This window comes from Vibrio sp. KUL70 (assembly GCF_059725515.1).
Genome location: NZ_AP045835.1, coordinates 940,640 through 958,248 on the forward strand (window position 1 = coordinate 940,640; position 17,609 = coordinate 958,248).

Annotated in this window: 15 protein-coding genes; 8 read left to right on the forward strand and 7 right to left on the reverse strand. The window is 45.9% G+C overall.

Going from position 1 to position 17,609, the window contains the following annotated elements; translation table 11 throughout:
- Window positions 1-35: 35 nt before the first annotated feature.
- On the reverse strand, window positions 36-419 hold the full coding sequence (locus AC6I7V_RS18195) for a hypothetical protein (protein ID WP_498011811.1): 384 nt from the start codon (window positions 417-419) through the stop codon (window positions 36-38).
- Between the two features lie 477 nt (window positions 420-896).
- On the opposite strand from AC6I7V_RS18195, the gene AC6I7V_RS18200 reads away from it, so the two are divergent.
- Complete coding sequence (locus AC6I7V_RS18200) at window positions 897-2,282, forward strand: TldD/PmbA family protein (RefSeq protein ID WP_255232118.1); 1,386 nt, start codon at window positions 897-899, stop codon at window positions 2,280-2,282.
- Complete coding sequence (locus AC6I7V_RS18205; protein ID WP_498011812.1) at window positions 2,282-3,625, forward strand: TldD/PmbA family protein; 1,344 nt, start codon at window positions 2,282-2,284, stop codon at window positions 3,623-3,625. The genes AC6I7V_RS18200 and AC6I7V_RS18205 overlap by 1 nt, the downstream gene beginning before the upstream one ends.
- 127 nt (window positions 3,626-3,752) lie before the next feature.
- Here the strand turns inward: AC6I7V_RS18205 and AC6I7V_RS18210 are convergent, their stop codons facing one another.
- Window positions 3,753-4,331, reverse strand: a complete 579-nt coding sequence (locus AC6I7V_RS18210; RefSeq protein WP_152469844.1) for a hypothetical protein — start codon at window positions 4,329-4,331, stop codon at window positions 3,753-3,755.
- Between the two features lie 192 nt (window positions 4,332-4,523).
- Window positions 4,524-6,122: an isocitrate lyase gene (locus AC6I7V_RS18215; protein WP_255232115.1), complete on the reverse strand. Its 1,599-nt coding sequence runs from the start codon at window positions 6,120-6,122 to the stop codon at window positions 4,524-4,526.
- Between the two features lie 131 nt (window positions 6,123-6,253).
- On the opposite strand from AC6I7V_RS18215, the gene AC6I7V_RS18220 reads away from it, so the two are divergent.
- The 3 genes from AC6I7V_RS18220 (at window position 6,254) to AC6I7V_RS18230 (ending at window position 10,426) form a co-directional block, all read left to right on the forward strand.
- On the forward strand, window positions 6,254-7,207 hold the full coding sequence (locus AC6I7V_RS18220; RefSeq protein WP_239839652.1) for a LysR family transcriptional regulator: 954 nt from the start codon (window positions 6,254-6,256) through the stop codon (window positions 7,205-7,207).
- A gap of 116 nt (window positions 7,208-7,323) precedes the next feature.
- A complete protein-coding gene (locus AC6I7V_RS18225) occupies window positions 7,324-9,510 on the forward strand; it encodes a malate synthase G (RefSeq protein WP_498011813.1) in 2,187 nt (728 codons plus the stop codon).
- A gap of 343 nt (window positions 9,511-9,853) precedes the next feature.
- Window positions 9,854-10,426: an aldolase/citrate lyase/malate synthase family protein gene (locus AC6I7V_RS18230; RefSeq protein WP_255232113.1), complete on the forward strand. Its 573-nt coding sequence runs from the start codon at window positions 9,854-9,856 to the stop codon at window positions 10,424-10,426.
- 97 nt (window positions 10,427-10,523) lie between these two features.
- Here the strand turns inward: AC6I7V_RS18230 and AC6I7V_RS18235 are convergent, their stop codons facing one another.
- From AC6I7V_RS18235 to AC6I7V_RS18245, 3 genes are all read right to left on the reverse strand, one after another.
- Window positions 10,524-11,453 carry a M14 family metallopeptidase gene (locus AC6I7V_RS18235; RefSeq protein WP_255232112.1) on the reverse strand — a complete coding sequence of 310 codons (930 nt, stop codon included), beginning with the start codon at window positions 11,451-11,453 and terminating at the stop codon, window positions 10,524-10,526.
- Between the two features lie 371 nt (window positions 11,454-11,824).
- Window positions 11,825-12,853 (reverse strand): dihydroorotase, encoded by a 1,029-nt coding sequence (gene pyrC, locus AC6I7V_RS18240; RefSeq protein WP_498011814.1) that lies wholly within the window; start codon window positions 12,851-12,853, stop codon window positions 11,825-11,827.
- Between the two features lie 194 nt (window positions 12,854-13,047).
- On the reverse strand, window positions 13,048-13,206 hold the full coding sequence (locus AC6I7V_RS18245) for a YqaE/Pmp3 family membrane protein (protein ID WP_255232110.1): 159 nt from the start codon (window positions 13,204-13,206) through the stop codon (window positions 13,048-13,050).
- Between the two features lie 223 nt (window positions 13,207-13,429).
- Between AC6I7V_RS18245 and AC6I7V_RS18250 the strand changes: the two genes are divergently transcribed.
- The gene (locus AC6I7V_RS18250) at window positions 13,430-15,271 is read left to right on the forward strand and encodes an MOSC N-terminal beta barrel domain-containing protein (protein ID WP_498011815.1); all 1,842 of its coding nucleotides are present in this window, start codon (window positions 13,430-13,432) and stop codon (window positions 15,269-15,271) included.
- A 306-nt stretch (window positions 15,272-15,577) separates the two neighbouring features.
- Here AC6I7V_RS18250 and nadE read toward each other — a convergent pair whose 3' ends face one another.
- A complete protein-coding gene (gene nadE, locus AC6I7V_RS18255; RefSeq protein ID WP_255232108.1) occupies window positions 15,578-16,408 on the reverse strand; it encodes an NAD(+) synthase in 831 nt (276 codons plus the stop codon).
- A 107-nt stretch (window positions 16,409-16,515) separates the two neighbouring features.
- Here nadE and AC6I7V_RS18260 point away from each other — a divergent pair, with 107 nt between their 5' ends.
- The gene (locus AC6I7V_RS18260) at window positions 16,516-17,037 is read left to right on the forward strand and encodes a nicotinate-nicotinamide nucleotide adenylyltransferase (protein ID WP_255232107.1); all 522 of its coding nucleotides are present in this window, start codon (window positions 16,516-16,518) and stop codon (window positions 17,035-17,037) included.
- Window positions 17,038-17,064: 27 nt separating this feature from the next.
- Window positions 17,065-17,550, forward strand: coding sequence for a hypothetical protein (locus AC6I7V_RS18265; protein WP_255232106.1), 486 nt, complete (start codon window positions 17,065-17,067; stop codon window positions 17,548-17,550).
- Window positions 17,551-17,609 lie beyond the last annotated feature (59 nt).

The following is a 17,609-nucleotide window of genomic DNA, read 5'->3' on the forward strand; positions in this document are numbered from 1 at the left end:
ATGAGAGTTACGCCTGTGATAGACAGTGGTAGAGTCTAAAAATCTTGTACTAACGTTGGTCTTTTAGAGCGAAAGAGTTTGGTGAACAGAGATTTGTATCGCCAACCTAGGGACAATAGATGCTGCGCCAACCTTCTGTTTTCGATGATGGCGACTTCAATTCCTCGATAGTGGTAAGGCGAGCGTTTTACATAGTCGATGAACTCAGTCAGTACACCTTGACTGCGGACAGAGGGGGAGAAGTTAACCGACACAATGCTGAAGCGCTGGCTTCCCACAGGGCAGCGTACGAAGCAATGACCAAATTCGGTGTGTATGGTTTCGGAAAACTCGGGAAACGGTCGAGATTGGCAGGTCTTAGAAAGGGCATCGTATTCTGCGCAAAGCTGGTTAAGAAGGTGTTTGGCATCATCATTCATACTGGCTACTCCGGATTCGGTCTCGCTGTCTTTCTGATGACTATTTTAGCGCTGATTACCGGCGTAAATGAGGTATAAGGTGCTGCCTATTTTGTTCCGAGTTTTGGTTTTGTGCATCGACAAAAAAGGTTATGAAATAATGAGGTTTACATGGCTTGGGATTCGCGGAGCCCGTGTCATCCGTAATGATGGCGCTCATTGGGAAGTCTTTTTAATGCTATCGAGATAAGGACGGTATTCCGCTTTAGCGGATCAAGTTATCGCTTACCTTTCAGGGTTTTTACACTCGGTGTAAAGAATTTAGCTTTTTAGTAACTTAATAAATTCGGCTTTGTTTAGAGCATACACTAAAAATAATGTTAAAGTTTCACGCATTGCCAACATATCCTCAGTGCCGTAAACGATTGAATCGCATAATGAAGAGGCGCTGATGCGTAGGCTAGATTGGCTAGGAATATCAACGAGCAAGGAGATTTCATGCTTAATTCTGTAACGGCGAAAGTGGTGATCGATCACGCTCTCTTTTTAGGGGCTGATTTCGCAGAGCTATTCGTTGAACACCACCAAACCAGCAGCGTACAAATTGCGTCTGGTGAAGTGGACAAGGTTAATTCGGGCATCGATTTTGGTATCGGTATCCGCCTCTTCTTCGGTCATAAAGTCCTTTATGGCTACACCAACAGTACCGATGAGAATGAACTAAAACGCGTAACATCCCTGCTGGCGGCAAAAGATAAACGTGAGCAAATTGCTTCTGCAGGTGCTCTGAATCTGAACCGTTACCCAGTGCAGCATGGCTGTCGTATGCCATTGAGCAAAGACGCGAACCTCGATTCAAAAATTGCGTTCTTACTGCAAGCGGACAAAGCGGCGCGTGCAGAAAGTGAGTACATTAGTCAGTTTATCGGCAGTGCGCTTCAACGCGAGCAGCAAGTCTCTATCTTCAACTCAGAAGGCCTTCACGTTGACGATACTCGTCACTACATTCGTGTCTCGGGTAACACAGTCGCTCAAAAAGGTACTGAGCAGTCTTCTGGTGTGGAAGGTCCGGGCGCACTTGCTGGCTGGGAGTTTAGTGAGCAGTTAGATGCCAAAGAGCTGGGTCAAAGTATTGCACAGCAAGCCCTAATTAAACTGGGTGCGGATGTTTGTCCGTCTGGTGAAATGCCAGTAGTGATAGGTAATGGTTTTGGTGGAGTCATTTTCCACGAAGCATGTGGTCACTTACTAGAGACGACTTCTGTGGCTAAAAAAGCGTCTGTATTCCATGACCAAATGGGTGAAATGATCGCGCACACTGCGGTAAATGCAGTGGACGATGGCACCATGACTAATGAGTGGGGCTCTATTCACGTTGATGACGAAGGTATGCCGACACAGCGTACTCAGCTGATCAAAGACGGTAAGCTCACCAGCTTTATGGTCGACAAAATGGGCGGTATGAAAACTGGCTATGAACCGACGGGATCGGGTCGTCGTCAAAACTACAAGTTCGCGCCAACGTCTCGTATGCGTAATACCTTCATTGAAGAGGGTAAGCACACTCTTGATGAGATGTTCGCAGGCATCGAACGTGGTATCTACGCGAAGAAGCTGGGCGGAGGTTCTGTTCAGCCGGGCACTGGTGAATTTAACTTTGCGGTCCGTGAAGCTTACTTGATTGAGAATGGTAAGGTCACCAAGCCATTGAAGACAGCAACTTTGATTAGCACTGGTCCTAAAGTGCTGAAAGAGATCAGCATGGTTGGACAAGATATGGCGTTAGCACCTGGTATGTGTGGTTCTGTGAGTGGTTCTGTACCGACGACGGTTGGTCAACCTACGTTGAAGGTCGATAACATTCTAGTAGGAGGCGGTAACTAATGAGCCAAGAACAACAACTTCTTAATGCCGTCGAATATGTACTTGCCGAAGCGAAACGACAAGGTGCGGAAGCAGACGTTATCGTTAACAGCAGCAATAGTTTCTCGCTTAAAGCGAACCAAGGCCAGCTTGATGAATATAAAGTGAGCTCAAGCCAAGTTCTGGGTGTGCGTGTGGTCAAAGATGCACGTGTCGCGACCAGTTACTCGGAATCGCTAGAGCAACCAAGCCTTGATCTACTGCTGACGAACGCGTTGCAGAGTGCTCGTTTCTCTAAGCAGGATGAACATCAAACCATTAGCTGTGTGAACAGCACAATTACGACGGATGTGGCTGAAATTGCTCAACAAGACACAACGTCGGTTGATGAAAAAATCGAGCTCTCTTTGGCGCTTGAACAAGGTGTGGTGAGTCAACCGCACGCAAAGAGCTCGCCTTACAATGGTTACAGCGATGGTGAGTCACAATTGATCATTGCTAACACTCAAGGTTCTCTGTGTAAGCATTTTGAGCGTTCGTTTAACTGTTATGCCTACACGTTATTTGAGAAAGATGGTAAGCAGTCAATGGCGGGCAAAATGTCAGTAGGTCGTCGCTTCGATGAGTTGCAGCCAGCCTACTGCATTGAAGAAGGTTACAACCTAGCTCGTGATCTGCTTGATGGTGCGCCAGTCGCTACTGGGAACTACTCAGCGATTTTCCATATCAATGCGCTTAGCAGCTTGTTCGGTGCATTTGATAGTGCATTTTCTGGTGTGAGTGCCATGAAAGGCATTACGCCACTCGGTGATAAGTTAGGTCAAGGTATCGCGAGTGAATTGTTGTCGTTCACCGATAAAGCGTATATGCCGAATGGTATGGCGATTGCGGGCTTTGATAGCGAAGGCTTTGCGACTCAAGACAATGCGATTATTGTCGATGGTCAGTTAAATACACTACTTCATAACAGCCAAACAGCGAGCTACCTAGGTGCAACATCGACAGCAAGTGCTGCGCGTGGTGCTAAGTCGAGCTTAGATGTATCAGCAAATCATCGTGTGATTACAACAGGCCAAAGTAGCGTAGCAGAAGTGAAAGCGGGCGAGTACTTAGAGCTGGTGAAACTGCAAGGTGTCCGTTCGGGAGCAGATGCGGTAAGTGGAGACTTCTCATTTGGTGCGAGTGGTTTCTTGTGTCGAGATGGTGAGCGAGTCCAACCTGTTCGTGGTATTACGGTTGCGGGTAACTTCTACAAGATGCTGCAAGAAATTGATGCTATAGGTAATAGCCAACTCAGCAATGATAGCCGCACCTTCTTTGCTCCAGATGTGCGCTTCGCGCGTCTAAGCATTGGTGGTAAGTAGCATTGGCGCCAAATAGCGGTCTGACAGCTACCTAGGCGATTTAGCTAAGAAAATTAGCAGCACCAAAACGACAAAGAGGACTTAATGAGTCCTCTTTTTAATTCTATACGGCTTAATGTGATAGCAATCAGTCAGCCATTTCAGGCTCAAGCACTTCGCTGATGCATGCGCGACTGATGTCTTCGTTGATATACGCCATGCCGAGCTTATTTTGGTAGTCCATACGATCTGCGGAGCGAAGATCAATATCCGGTCCTTCAATACCACACTCTTGGTATACCTTAGCTAAGTGGGCCATGAAGTTCTCGCCGATACTCATCATTAATAGGCTCATTGCACCCACGTCCGGTCTTACTTTCGCTCGTTGTTTTTCTGATAAGTTAACCGCCAGTACGATAGGTTGCTCATCACCTTCGAAACGCACGCTACGTTCACGCACCGTTTGTTGCGCCCAGTAGTAAGCCAGCTCTTTACTTTGAGTCAGGAATACTGGCTCTGTCGATTCTGTGTAGTTATTGCCAATCGTGGCCATTGTTTTCTGTGCTGCTTCATTCAGTGCTTTGTCTCCAGAGCGTTTTAGCCCTTGACCTTTAATTGAAGCAAGCAAGGCTGAAGAGGTTCCGTGATACCAAATATCACCGGTTGCAAAGCCATCGTCAGTTAGCAGTTCTTTTGCATCTTGTAAGTAGGTAGGTACAGAAGTCATAGGCACTCTCAACAACATGAATGGTATTAGTTTAGCCAGAAGAGCGGGAAGGAACAGTGGCTTATCACGCAAATCTGGCTTTTGAAAAAATCGCGTTTTATTTATTTGATACCAAGCTTTCGGGGGATAAAAGCTTGGTCAGAAGAGTTTCCTCTCTCACCAGGAGAAGAAGAGAGGAAGCTCGTTAAGCGATTAGTCAAATTGGTGTGAAGTATTCAACTCACCCGCAGCTTTCAGTGCGTTCTCACCAGCAAAGTACTCTTTGTGATCATCACCCATGTCTGAACCCGACATGTTTTGGTGTTTAACACAAGCAATGCCTTGGCGAATCTCTTTACGTTGAACGTTTGCAACATAGCCCAGCATACCTTGGTCGCCGAAGTACTCTTTCGCTAGGTTATCTGTAGATAGCGCAGCAGTGTGGTACGTTGGTAGCGTGATTAGGTGGTGGAAAATACCAGCTTCACGAGATGCATCTGCTTGGAATGTGCGGATCTTTTCGTCAGCACGCTTAGACAATTCAGTTTCGTCGTATTCAGCACTCATTAGGTTAGCGCGGTCGTATGCAGAAACGTCTTCACCAGCTTCAACCATTGCATCGTATGCTTGTTGACGGAAGTTGAGTGTCCAGTTGAATGATGGTGAGTTGTTGTAAACCAGTTTCGCATTAGGGTGTACTGCACGAACGCCATCCATCATCTCTTTGATTTGACCAATGTGTGGTTTCTCAGTCTCAATCCAAAGTAGGTCAGCACCTGCGTTGATTGCTTCAATACAGTCAAATACACAGCGGTCTTCACCCGTACCTTGACGGAATTGGTATAGGCCTGAAGGTAGACGCTTAGGTCGAACAAGCTTGCCGTCACGGTTGAAGCAAACGTCGCCTTGCTTCATGTCTGCTACATCGATCTCTTCTACATCTAGGTAAGAGTTGTAGATATCACCTTGGTCACCTGGCTCTTTCACTACCGCGATCTCTTTGGTTAGACCTGCACCTTGTGAGTCAGTGCGCGCAACGATGATGCCGTTGTCGATGCCTAGCTCTAGGAAAGCGTAACGAAGTGCACGTAGTTTCGCGTGGAAGTCAGCGTGAGGTACCGTTACTTTACCGTCTTGGTGACCACACTGCTTCTCATCCGCTACTTGGTTTTCAATCTGTAGACAACAAGCACCCGCTTCAATCATCTGCTTAGCCATTAGGTAAGTCGCTTCCGCGTTACCGAAACCTGCATCGATATCCGCAATGATTGGCACAACGTGTGTTACGTGGTTGTCGATTTGGTCTTGAATAGAGTCTTGTAGTGCAACATCACCGGCTTCACGTGCTGCGTCTAGTTCACGGAACAGACCGCCTAATTCGCGTGCATCTGCCTGACGTAGGAATGTGTATAGCTCTTCAACTAGGCCAGCAACGGTCGTTTTTTCGTGCATTGATTGGTCTGGAAGAGGGCCGAATTCTGAACGTAGTGCCGCAACCATCCAACCCGAAAGGTATAGGTAACGACGATCTGTTTTACCGCCAAAGTGCTTTTTAATTGAAATCAGCTTTTGTTGACCGATAAAACCATGCCAGCAACCCAAAGATTGAGTGTATTGAGAGCTGTCTTTGTCATAAGCCTCCATATCTGCACGCATAATGTCTGCCGTGTATTGCGCAATGTCTAGACCGGTTTTGAATTTATTTTGAGCACGCATACGAGCAGCAGATTCAGGGTTGATAGCATCCCATGGAGCACCAGCAGCACGTTTTGCAACTTCGATCATTTCGATATCTTGTGTGATTTGCGACATAACTATTCCTTAGTTTCACGTGGGGTATGTTTGCCAAATTTGGCTTGGATTAAAACTTTGCTATGGACAAAGAATAATCACACATGTGATAATTTTGTTAATTTATAGTTATTATATTCGGTATTTTTTATATGAATATTGCTCGTATAGACCTTAATCTACTTGTGTATTTAGACATGTTATTGCGAGAGCGAAACGTGACTCGTGCAGCTAAACAATTGGGTATTACTCAGCCAGCCATGAGTAATGGGCTTCGTCGATTGCGTGACCTTTTAGAGGACCCATTATTGGTGAGAACCAGTGAAGGAATGATACCGACGGAGCGCGCCCAGAAGCTTCAGCCGTTGATTCGAAATATCTTGGCTAATGTAGAGAAGACATTGCAGCCAACCACCGAATTCCGGGCGGAAGACAGCGAACGCGTGTTCCGAATCATGGCGAGCGACTACGCAGAATCGACAATTATTCAGCCCTTATTAAGAAGACTTAGTGAGATCGCGCCGAAGATTCGTCTCGATATTATGACGCCCAGTGACGTGAGTTATCAGGACGTAGAACAGGGCACCGTTGATATTATTATCAACCGTTTTGACAACATCCCTCAGTCCTTCCATCAGATGAGCCTTTGGCACGACGGGTTCTCCTGTTTGTTTAGTTGTGACAACCCAATTGCCGATGACTTTAGCCTTTTGTCGTATTTAAAAGCTCAACATATTTGGGTAAGCAAGACGGGAATGGGTACTGGCGTCGGGATCAACCCAAGTGAAGCACAGAAATTGGGGTGGATAGATGAGGCACTAATGCGCATCGGTAAAACGAGAAACATCACAGTGTTTACGCGACATTATTTGTCGGCCATTCTCTTTGCTCAACAGAAGAATCTGATTCTGACGATTCCAACAAAGGCGGCTCAGTTACAAAGGAACAATCCTAATTTGCTGATCAAGCCTGCGCCATTTGCTATTGAACCTTTTGAGGTGAAGATGGCATGGAGTCCGTTATTGCAGAGTAACCCCGACCATCAATGGATGCGTCGTTTGATTAAAAGTGTCGCTAGTGAAATAGAGAGCGGCGTGACAGGATAGCCCCGATTTATGGGTATTTTTTTCATGAATATTCAATATAAATGGCATAAATTAGCTAAATTTTGGTCCGTTACGTAGTTTATTGAGTAGTCATCGGTTAATTTGAGAGAGATTTTATGAGCAGTCGTATTCAACAGGGAAGCTTGAACATTGATAGCACCCTCTACCAGTTAATTAATGAACAGGTCATTCCGGGGACAGGCATTAACGCCGAAGATTTTTGGCAGTCTTTTGCTGATATCCTCAAAGACCTTGCCCCAAAGAACCGAGAATTATTGATTAAGCGTGATGACCTTCAGCATCAAATTGATGTGTGGCACCAAGAGCGTGCTGGTCAAACGCTGGTTCCGGTTGAGTACAAGCAATTCCTACAACAGATTGGTTACCTTGTTCCAGAAGGTGACGATTTCGAAGTCACCACAGCAAACGTAGAACCAGAGATCGCAACTCAAGCAGGCCCACAACTTGTAGTGCCTATTATGAATGCGCGTTTTGCACTTAATGCAGCAAACGCACGTTGGGGTAGCCTATACGATGCCCTTTACGGCACGGATGTGATCAGCGAAGAAGATGGCGCAGAGAAAGGGGGTAGCTTCAACCCAGTACGTGGTGCCAAGGTAGTTGCGTATGCTCGCGAATTTCTAGACGAAGCAGCGCCATTAAACGGTGTTTCCCACAAAGACGTCACTAAATACAGCATCAGTAATGTCAGCAAAGGTAATACTCTTACCGCAACGCTGGAGAATGGTGAAGAAGTTACGCTTATCGAACACAGTCAGTTCATCGGCTACCGAGGTGAGGCAAGTGCACCTTCTTGTATTCTTCTTAAACACAATAACCTTCATATCGAAATCCAAATTGATCCGAGTGCACCTATCGGCAGCGTAGATGCTGCTGGGGTTAAAGACGTTCTGGTTGAAGCGGCACTCACGACCATTATGGACTGTGAAGACTCTGTTGCTGCGGTAGATGGTGAAGATAAAGCACTCGCTTACCGAAACTGGTTAGGCTTGATGAAAGGTGACTTACAAGAGTCGCTTGAGAAGAATGGTAAGACTATTGTTCGCAGCCTCAACCCAGATCGTCAGTACACCAGTGTTAGCGGCGGAGAGATCTCTCTGAAAGGCCGAAGCATGCTGTTTGTGCGTAATGTTGGGCACCTAATGACTAACCCAGCAATCATCGACGAAAACGGTAATGAAGTACCAGAAGGCATCATGGATGGCATGATTACTTCGCTTATCGCAATGCATGATTTGAAGGGTAACAGCCCATACCAAAACTCGACTGCCAATAGCATTAACATCGTAAAACCTAAGATGCATGGCCCTGAAGAGGTGGCGTTTACCAATGAGTTGTTTGGTCGAATTGAAGATGCCCTAGGTCTTGAGCGTTTCACGATTAAAGTGGGCATTATGGATGAGGAGCGCCGTACCTCGGTTAACTTGAAAGAGTGTATCCGTGCCGCGAAAGACCGTGTGGTATTCATCAATACCGGTTTCCTAGACCGCACAGGTGATGAGATTCATACCAGCATGGAAGCGGGCCCGTTTGCTCCAAAAGCACAGTTGAAAACCATGACTTGGATTGGCGCGTACGAAGATCAAAACGTCGATCTCGGTTTAGCGTGTGGCCTACAAGGCAAGGCGCAAATTGGTAAAGGCATGTGGCCAGAGCCAGACAACATGGCCAAGATGATGGAAGCTAAATTAGGTCATCCTAAAGCGGGTGCGAACACAGCATGGGTTCCATCACCGACTGCAGCAACGCTGCACGCACTTCACTATCACCAAGTGAGCGTACCGAGTCGTCAAAAAGAGCTTCGTGAGCGTGTAAGGGCGAGTGTCGACGACATTCTAACGATTCCATTGCTAGGTAACCAAAAGCTGACTGCTCAAGATATTCAGAGTGAACTTGACAACAATACCCAAGGTATTCTGGGTTACGTGGTGCGCTGGATTGACCAAGGTGTTGGTTGTTCTAAGGTGCCAGACATCAATGATGTTGGCTTGATGGAAGACCGCGCAACACTGCGTATCTCAAGTCAGCACATTGCAAACTGGATTCGTCACGGTATCTGTGATGAGGCGCAAGTGATGGCAACAATGAAGCGAATGGCTGCTGTGGTTGATGAGCAAAACGCAGGTGACCCAAATTACCGTAACATGGCGGATGATTTTGAAAACAGCATTGCGTTCTCAGCTGCTTGTCAGTTGGTTTTTGAAGGTTGTGCTCAGCCGAGTGGTTACACTGAACCTGTCCTTCATGCAATGCGCTTGAAGTTAAAGGAATCGACCAGATAACAGAAATCTAATAAAACGAATTTCACACAAAAGTGAAACTGTAAAATCCCTGTTATTAACCAAGCCCAAGGTGCCGCACTCATTAGTGCGGCTTTTTTTGTTTTTAATTTCAGTGATATAGGAAGGGTTTTGAATCAGTTTTAGGTTCTCTGATTAGGATGATCTCGCGCTGTAAAATTGACAAAATCTGTAAAATTAACACTGTGAAGTTTTTGTTGTGAAATTGTTTCTAAAATCGATGTAGTCTTTAGTTACTGCAAATCACAACGCAATAATCAATTAAAAACGGGTCGATTAAGCTTTTTGATCTAGATGGAATTTAAAGCCGTACGAGGGAAAGACTATGAACATGCTTACATTGGATAAAACAGAACTACACAGAAACCATTCTACCTTTATCGCTGAAGCTGTCTTTGCTGTCGAAATGGTTAAAGCGGACAAACAGATGGAAAAACAACGCATGGCGAAGCAACTGCTAGACACGCTTTTCCCTCTAGAGAGCGGTTCGCATGAGGATGCAGTGAGCTATGAGATCGATTACCGTCACGTTCAAGTCTACTTTAAGAACGGTGAACACACGGGTCTGAAAAGAGCGAAGCACTTTGTGGCTTACGCAGGCGACAAATCTAAGCCTTCAGCAATCCTGTTCCGTGACGAAAGCGGCACACACGTAGAGGTTACGATTGGCGCTCGCGCTGGCACTGGTCGTCTAGAACTTGTAAATATCGAAGATATTCAGCTAGAAACATGTACCACATTTGGTCAGTCAGAAGAGAGCTACTCTTCAGGCATCAGACACTGGGTTAGCTTGGTACAAGGTGATGAGAAAGGCCGACCAACTGCGTGCAGCGAAGACAAAGAATACACAGCAAAAAACGGCGATGATTACAGCCTAGGGTTTAGTTTCGCACTGTGAAGTGACTTTAGCGATAAAGGATAATCCTGAATAGCAGAGACAAAAAAGAGCGACAGCATTTTATGCGAGTCGCTCTTTTATTATTCTAGGCACTAAACTAAGCGCTTAGCTCATGCTTAATCACATACTCCAAGCCACCCACGATTGCCGCAACTTGAGCATCATTACACTCTTCGTCAGTCACTTTGTCACTATCTGGGTAAACCTCGGTTGTTGTACCGTACTTGCAGTTGGTTACGCCGCCACATAGACCAAGCTCTTTCATTGGGTAGTTGATTACGCCGTGTTGAGTCACCTCTGAACCGATGATCTTGCCGTCAGCATCCGCTGGTGCGATGTGAGTAACCTTTTCTACAGAAGCGATAACGGCTGCCTGGAAATCAGGCTGCGGGTTTTCTGTATCACCCACGGTGTAGAAACCATCTGGGATCATACCTTCGATGTATTCAAGACCATCACGAGCAGCTAGAGCAGGGCGGAACTCAGTTTCGTCAGAATCTGTGGTTTCATGAAGGTCAATGTGCATCAACACCTCTTGTGGAAGAGAAGCGACGAGTGCACGTAAGTTCGCTGACTCTTCTGCAGGCGTATTGTCGTAGAAAGAGCGGTTTGGATCGACAGCGTTTGGGTTCCAACGGTTGATCACTTCGTAACCCCAAGGGCTCACACAAGGTGCGATAACGATGTTGAAGTATTGGCTGTAGTGTTCAGCTTGTGTATCTGCAAACTTCAGCGCGCCATGAACACCGCTGGTTTCGTAGCCGTGTACACCACCTGTAACCAGTACCGTTGGCTTATTTTCGTCCCAAGATTTGGTTTTGATTGCGAACAGAGGAAAGCGTGCTTCGTCATAGCTGAGTGTGCCGTATTGCTCTACGTCGAAACGTTCAGCCAGTGCTTTGATCTTAGGCACGACTTCTTGTTGATATTCACGTTTGACTGTCTGGCTTTCACGCCATTGTTGACGTTCAGCTTCGCCCCATTTTTGTCCAGCAATTCCGATAGGGTAAGTCGAAGTGGTTTGCATATCCATGTCCTGTAATTTGACCTAATTATGTGTAGAGGATAAAGGGCAATAAGCAGTAAAACAATCAATTAGGAAGATGTTGATGAACAATTGACACAAAAGACTTATTCTATCCGCAGAATTTAGAATGGGAGGGGATCCCAAAGGAAAAATCATGTTAATTCTTATTCGGCTGTTAAAGCTTGCTGTGATTTGCGCCATCTTTTTCACGGCATTTGATTTGTTGGAGTATGGCAAAGTTGAATGGGTTGCCAGGTTACTCAGCCGCTTCTAGCTTCATTAAAAATGCCGCTGACTTTGTTCAAAAAAAGTCAGCGGCATTTTTGATCTTATGTGATTTCCCCTTTAGACAGGGGCAAACCCAAAATCGGTTACTTGACTGTCCACGCTATCGTCTCACCGCCACGGATTGGTACGACGATGTCTGAACCGAACGGCATCGTTTCTGCAACGTTCCACTCTTCCTTGGTAAGAGTCACAGTGTCAGTGTTGCGAGGTATACCGTAGAAATCAGGACCGTTATGGCTCGCAAAAGCTTCTAGGTTTTCAAGCTTGCCTTCTTGCTCAAACACTTCTGCGTAAAGTTCTACTGCAGCATGCGCCGTGTATGAACCTGCACAGCCACACGCTGATTCTTTCGCGCCTTTTGCGTGAGGTGCTGAGTCTGTACCTAGGAAAAACTTCTTGCTACCACTTGTTGCTGCTTCAATTAGCGCTTGCTGGTGGGTGTTACGCTTAAGAATCGGTAGGCAGTAGAAGTGTGGCTTAATGCCGCCAACCAACATGTGGTTACGGTTGTACAGTAGGTGGTGTGCTGTGATGGTTGCAGCCACGTTCTCGTTGGCGTTTTTAACGAATGTCGCCGCATCAGCGGTTGTGATGTGCTCTAGAACAATCTTAAGGTTAGGGAAGTCGTTAACGATAGGTGCTAGAACGGTATCTAGGAACTCTTTCTCACGGTCGAAGATATCAACGTCGTGAGTGGTTACTTCACCATGAACCAATAGCAACATGCCTACTTCTTGCATAGCTTCTAGTACGTGGTAGATGTTCTTTGCAGACGTCACACCTGAATCCGAGTTCGTTGTTGCGCCAGCTGGGTAAAGTTTCGCTGCCACTACTGCACCGGACGCTTTCGCTTTGCGGATCTCGTCAGGAGTTGTATTGTCTGTTAGGTAAAGTGCCATCAGTGGCTCGAACTGCTCACTTGGCTTTTCTGCCATGATACGCTCGCGGTAAGCCAGCGCCATTTCTGTATCAGTTACAGGTGGGACAGTGTTTGGCATGATTAACGCTCGACCATTGTAACGGCTGATATCGCGAACGGTATCTTTCAGTACTTCGCCATCGCGTAGATGAACGTGCCAGTCGTCAGGACGAGTAATCGTAAGTTGTGTCATTGAAAGCTCCCACCAATTGAAATGTTATGTAGTTGGAGCCTAAACGGTGCGAAATCTGTGAAAGCAATCGCTTACGTTTAGGCGACAGGATGATAGTGGAAAAGCCGTTTTATTTCATCCTATTTTTACTATTTCATCGCTAGACCCTTCGATACGTTCTGATTAACGCGTTGATTTGTATTAAAGGCATACGATTATCGAGTCGCGACCCACAAGCCGTGGATCATTCCCGGGACCCAAAAGAAGATCGTGAGAATAATGTTGATCACTAGGTCTTTGCCAGCACCGCGAGCGACGAAAACGCCAAGCGGTGGAAGAAGAACACACAGGATAATGACGAGAAGCTTATTCATGATAATTCCTTTCTATTCAATGACGTTTCAAAGTTTAGTCTCGCTGCGTGATAAATATACACATCCACAAGGAGACAAAACTTATGAAACAGTTGAGGGGGAAAAGCGTATTTTGATCACTTCTCAATATAATAGCTGAGTATCAAGTGTTTAGCGTGAGTGAGTTCCTAAAACAGGGCGCTTTTGTTAGCATTGTTAAAAATCTAATAACATTGGAGTCGTTATGTCAAAGTCCCCGGAAGCTCAAAGTCCTTATCTCTCTCAGGTGAATGTTTATCCTGTTAAATCAGTTGGCGGGATCTCGCTATCAAGTGCATGGGTAGAAAAACAAGGTTTGAGTTTTGACCGACGCTTTATGTTGGCGCTCGCGGATGGCTCAATGGTAACGGCTCGTAAGTATCCGCAAATGGTGAAAGTGTCTTCTAGCTTGCAACCGGATGGCTTGATTTTCACCTGTGAAGGTAAGCCTGCACTGCGTGTGAAATATAGCGAGTTCAAGATGCAGGAAACACCAGCGACGGTTTGGAAGGATAGCTTCACCGCATACACCACCAATGATGCCGCAGATGATTGGTTCAGTGACGTGCTTGGACAACGTGTCGAGTTACTGTTTACTGGTGAACAGTCTAACCGTGTGCGTGAGAAGCTCGGACATAACGTGAGCTTTGCTGATGGTTATCCACTTCTGATTATCAGCGAAGCGTCGTTGGCCGAGCTAAACCGTCGTAGCCCAGAGCTGCATACTATGGATCAATTTCGTACCAACTTAGTCGTCTCGAATACCGAAGCATTTGGTGAAGATGGTTGGAAGCGCATTCGAATCGGCGAAGTCGAGTTTGAAGCGGTGAAACCGTGTCAGCGCTGTATTTTAACCACGGTTGATGTAGATAAAGGTGAGTTCCGCCCTTCAAAAGAGCCACTGAATACCTTCTCTCAATTCCGCGCAGATGAAACTGGTGGTGTTTTCTTTGGCCAGAATCTTGTAGCGAAAAACGAAGGTGTGATTAAGGAAGGCGATCAGATTGAAGTGCTAGAAACCAAACCTAAAGAGCAGTATGAAGATACGTGGGTCGAGTCGTTGCATCTTACCTGTGTCGAGCGTGAAGAGATCGCGCGCGACTTTACAACGTTTTGGTTAGAGCCTGCCAAAGGCGACAAAGTTCTACCTAGCTATCAGCCGGGTCAGCACCTACCGATTGAGATGACCATCGATGGCGAAAAGATATCTCGTCGTTATACGCTGTCTTCGAGCCCATCACGCGTCGGTCGCCTTGCAATCTCGGTAAAACGTGTCAATGATGGCCGAATCTCAAATTGGCTTAATGATCATTTTCAAGTCGGCGATACGTTGGTCGCGCAAAATCCAGATGGTGCTTTCTATCTGGAAGAGAATCCCAATCATCCGTTGCTGCTGCTTTCTGCAGGTAGCGGTGTAACGCCTATGCTTTCAATGCTGCGTTATCTTGCCGACCACAACCAAGTAGAAGACGTGGTGTTCTATCATCAGTGCAGCAGCGAGTTGGATATCCCTTATCAACAAGAGATTCAGGAAATTGCGGATAAGCACCCAGGCCTAAAGGTGATCTATTCGCTAAGTCAGCCAGCTAAAGGTTGGCAAGGTTTGTCAGGGCGTTTGAGCGTTTCTCATATCGCGAAGATCGATGACCTGCATCGACGCCAAGCATTTGTTTGTGGCCCAGATGGCTTTATGGACAATGCTAAAAAGATGCTGATTCAAATGGGTTTAAATCCACAGCATTACCATCAAGAAGCGTTTGGTGTTAACCACGCAACGGAAGAAGTGGTGAAAACTCTGCAGTTAAGCGTTAATGGTTATCTGTTTGAGGGCAACAACCAAGGTACTTTGCTTGACCAAGCGGAAGCGGCGGGTGTTTCCATTGCCTCAAGCTGCCGAGCTGGATTCTGTGGAGCATGTAAGGTGACTCTAGAATCTGGGCAAGTGCATCAACCTGATGTTCCAGCGCTGCAAGATCATGAGCGTAATATGGGGCAAGTATTGGCATGTTGCTGCGTACCACAAACCGACATCGAAGTAGTCGACTAGGTTGTGGCTTAATTGCTAATTGGTCATACCAATCACAGTAAGTAAGTGATCAAAAATAGCGCAGGAAAAAGGCTTGAGAACAAGGCAGCATTTTTCGATAAGTAGTTATTCTACAATCAAAAATTCTAACGCAGTTATCGAGCATTTTAACAAGCTAGGGTGAGCAGTTATTTACTACGATTGGTATCAATAGGCCCTAGTGATAAAACATAATGAAAAGGCCGACGGTGAACTTCACCGTCGGCCTTTTGCTTTGCGAGTTTTGAGCTAATTAGGCACGCAAAATACGGCGTGACCAATTTGAGCTTAGTCGTAGATCGTCGGGATCGGTTGACGTTTGTGCTGCGTCGCTTGATAGATGCTTACTAGACGATCAGAGACCTCTTTAGACACTTCTTTGCCTTCTAGGAAGTCATCGATCTGGTCGTAAGTCAGGTTCAGTGCATCTTCGTCTGCTTTTTGAGGATCCAGTTCTTCAAGGTCAGCTGTAGGGACCTTTTTCACCAAAAGTTCTGGTGCGCCTAGTGTTGCCGCCAGCTCACGAACTTGACGTTTGCTTAGACCAAACAGTGGTGCAAGATCACATGCGCCGTCACCGTGCTTTGTGTAGAAACCAGTGATGTTTTCTGCCGAGTGGTCAGTACCGATAACTAAGCCACCAACGTAACCTGCGATTTCGTATTGAGCGATCATACGAGCACGAGCTTTTACGTTGCCTTTGACGAAATCAATCTTAGCTGAATCAGTAGGAAGAAGACCTGTGCCTTCAAGCGCAACATGAGACGCGGCATGCAGGCCATCAACGCCCGCTTTAATGTTTACTGATACAGATTGAGATGGTTGGATGAAAGAGAGCGCAAGCTGTGCTTCATCTTCGTCTTTTTGCTCACCGTAAGGCAGGCGAACGGCGATAAACTGGTAATCGTTGCTGTTGCTTGATTCGTTAAGACTGTCTACTGCTAGCTGAGCGAGTCGGCCACATGTTGTTGAATCAACGCCACCACTGATACCCAGTACAAGAGACTTACATCCTGATTGTTGTAATTTGTTTTTGATGAACTCGACACGACGATCCACTTCAAATTGAGCGTCAATTGATGGTAGAACGCGCATTTCATCACGAATTAACTGTTCCATTAGTATTCCTTTCCTGCAAGCAAATTGAAATCTAGTGTTATCATACCGAAATCAAGAGAGATAAAAACCTCTTTACACAGTGAGATAAAAGAAGGCAGCGACAAGCGATGGAAAAAATAGCGGTTTTTGGTAGTGCATTTAACCCACCAAGTTTAGGGCATAAAAGTGTCATTGAGTCTTTGGTGCACTTCGACCGAATCTTACTTGTTCCGAGCATTGCTCACGCGTGGGGGAAAGCTATGCTGGACTATGATATTCGATGTCAGCTTGTTGAGGCATTTATCAATGACTTGGCTATTGAGCAAGTTGAACTATCTTTAGTAGAGCAAAGTTTGTATACCCCGGGTGAGAGTGTCACGACGTATGCAGTGTTAAAAAAGCTTCAAGAATGTCATCCAACGGCCGATATAACTTTTGTCATCGGGCCAGATAACTTTTTTAAGTTCTCGTCTTTTTATAAGTCTGACGAGATAACTGAGCGTTGGTCTGTGATGGCTTGCCCAGAAAAAGTTAAGGTTCGTAGTACCGATATCCGTAATGCGATTATAAATGGTGACGATTTTACAAATTTGAGTACAAAGTCAGTTACAAATATCTTGCAAGACGGTGGGCTGTATAAGACAATGTAATTCTTCACTCTAAGAGGTCAGAGCACTATGCTAAAAAGAGCACTTTTAACGACTAGCTTCGTCGTTACTTTCAGCTTGCATGCGCATGCTGAGTGTGACCTATTTAGCTTAGACTCAATAATGTTCGACTCGGATGACCAAACAACGTGCCTCGATTTTTCGGATAGCCTCGAAACCTTCAGCCAAACAATGCTGCTCCTGAGTGGGTTTAATGATGAAACAGAAGCATCTTCAAACGACTACTGGACTGATTGGGTACTGCAAACTAAAGATTCACCCATCATCACTCAAAGTATTAGCTCGAACTATGTTGGGTTGGGCATGTGGTTTCCAGAAGATCTCGAAGACAAAAAGTACGACATGACCACAGAAGAGTGGCTTTTAAATCACGGTTTGCAACTGAGCATCGGGTTTGGTGAGAAGTCAGTAGGCGAACCGCGTATGCGATTTGATTATCGTTGGCATGATGCAAGAGAAGCCGACATGATGATGCAGATTGAGTTTCCGTTTTAGTCGAGTCCATCCCTGTAACCAAGATTCTAGAAAATCTGTCTCTAGCAAATAAACCTCGA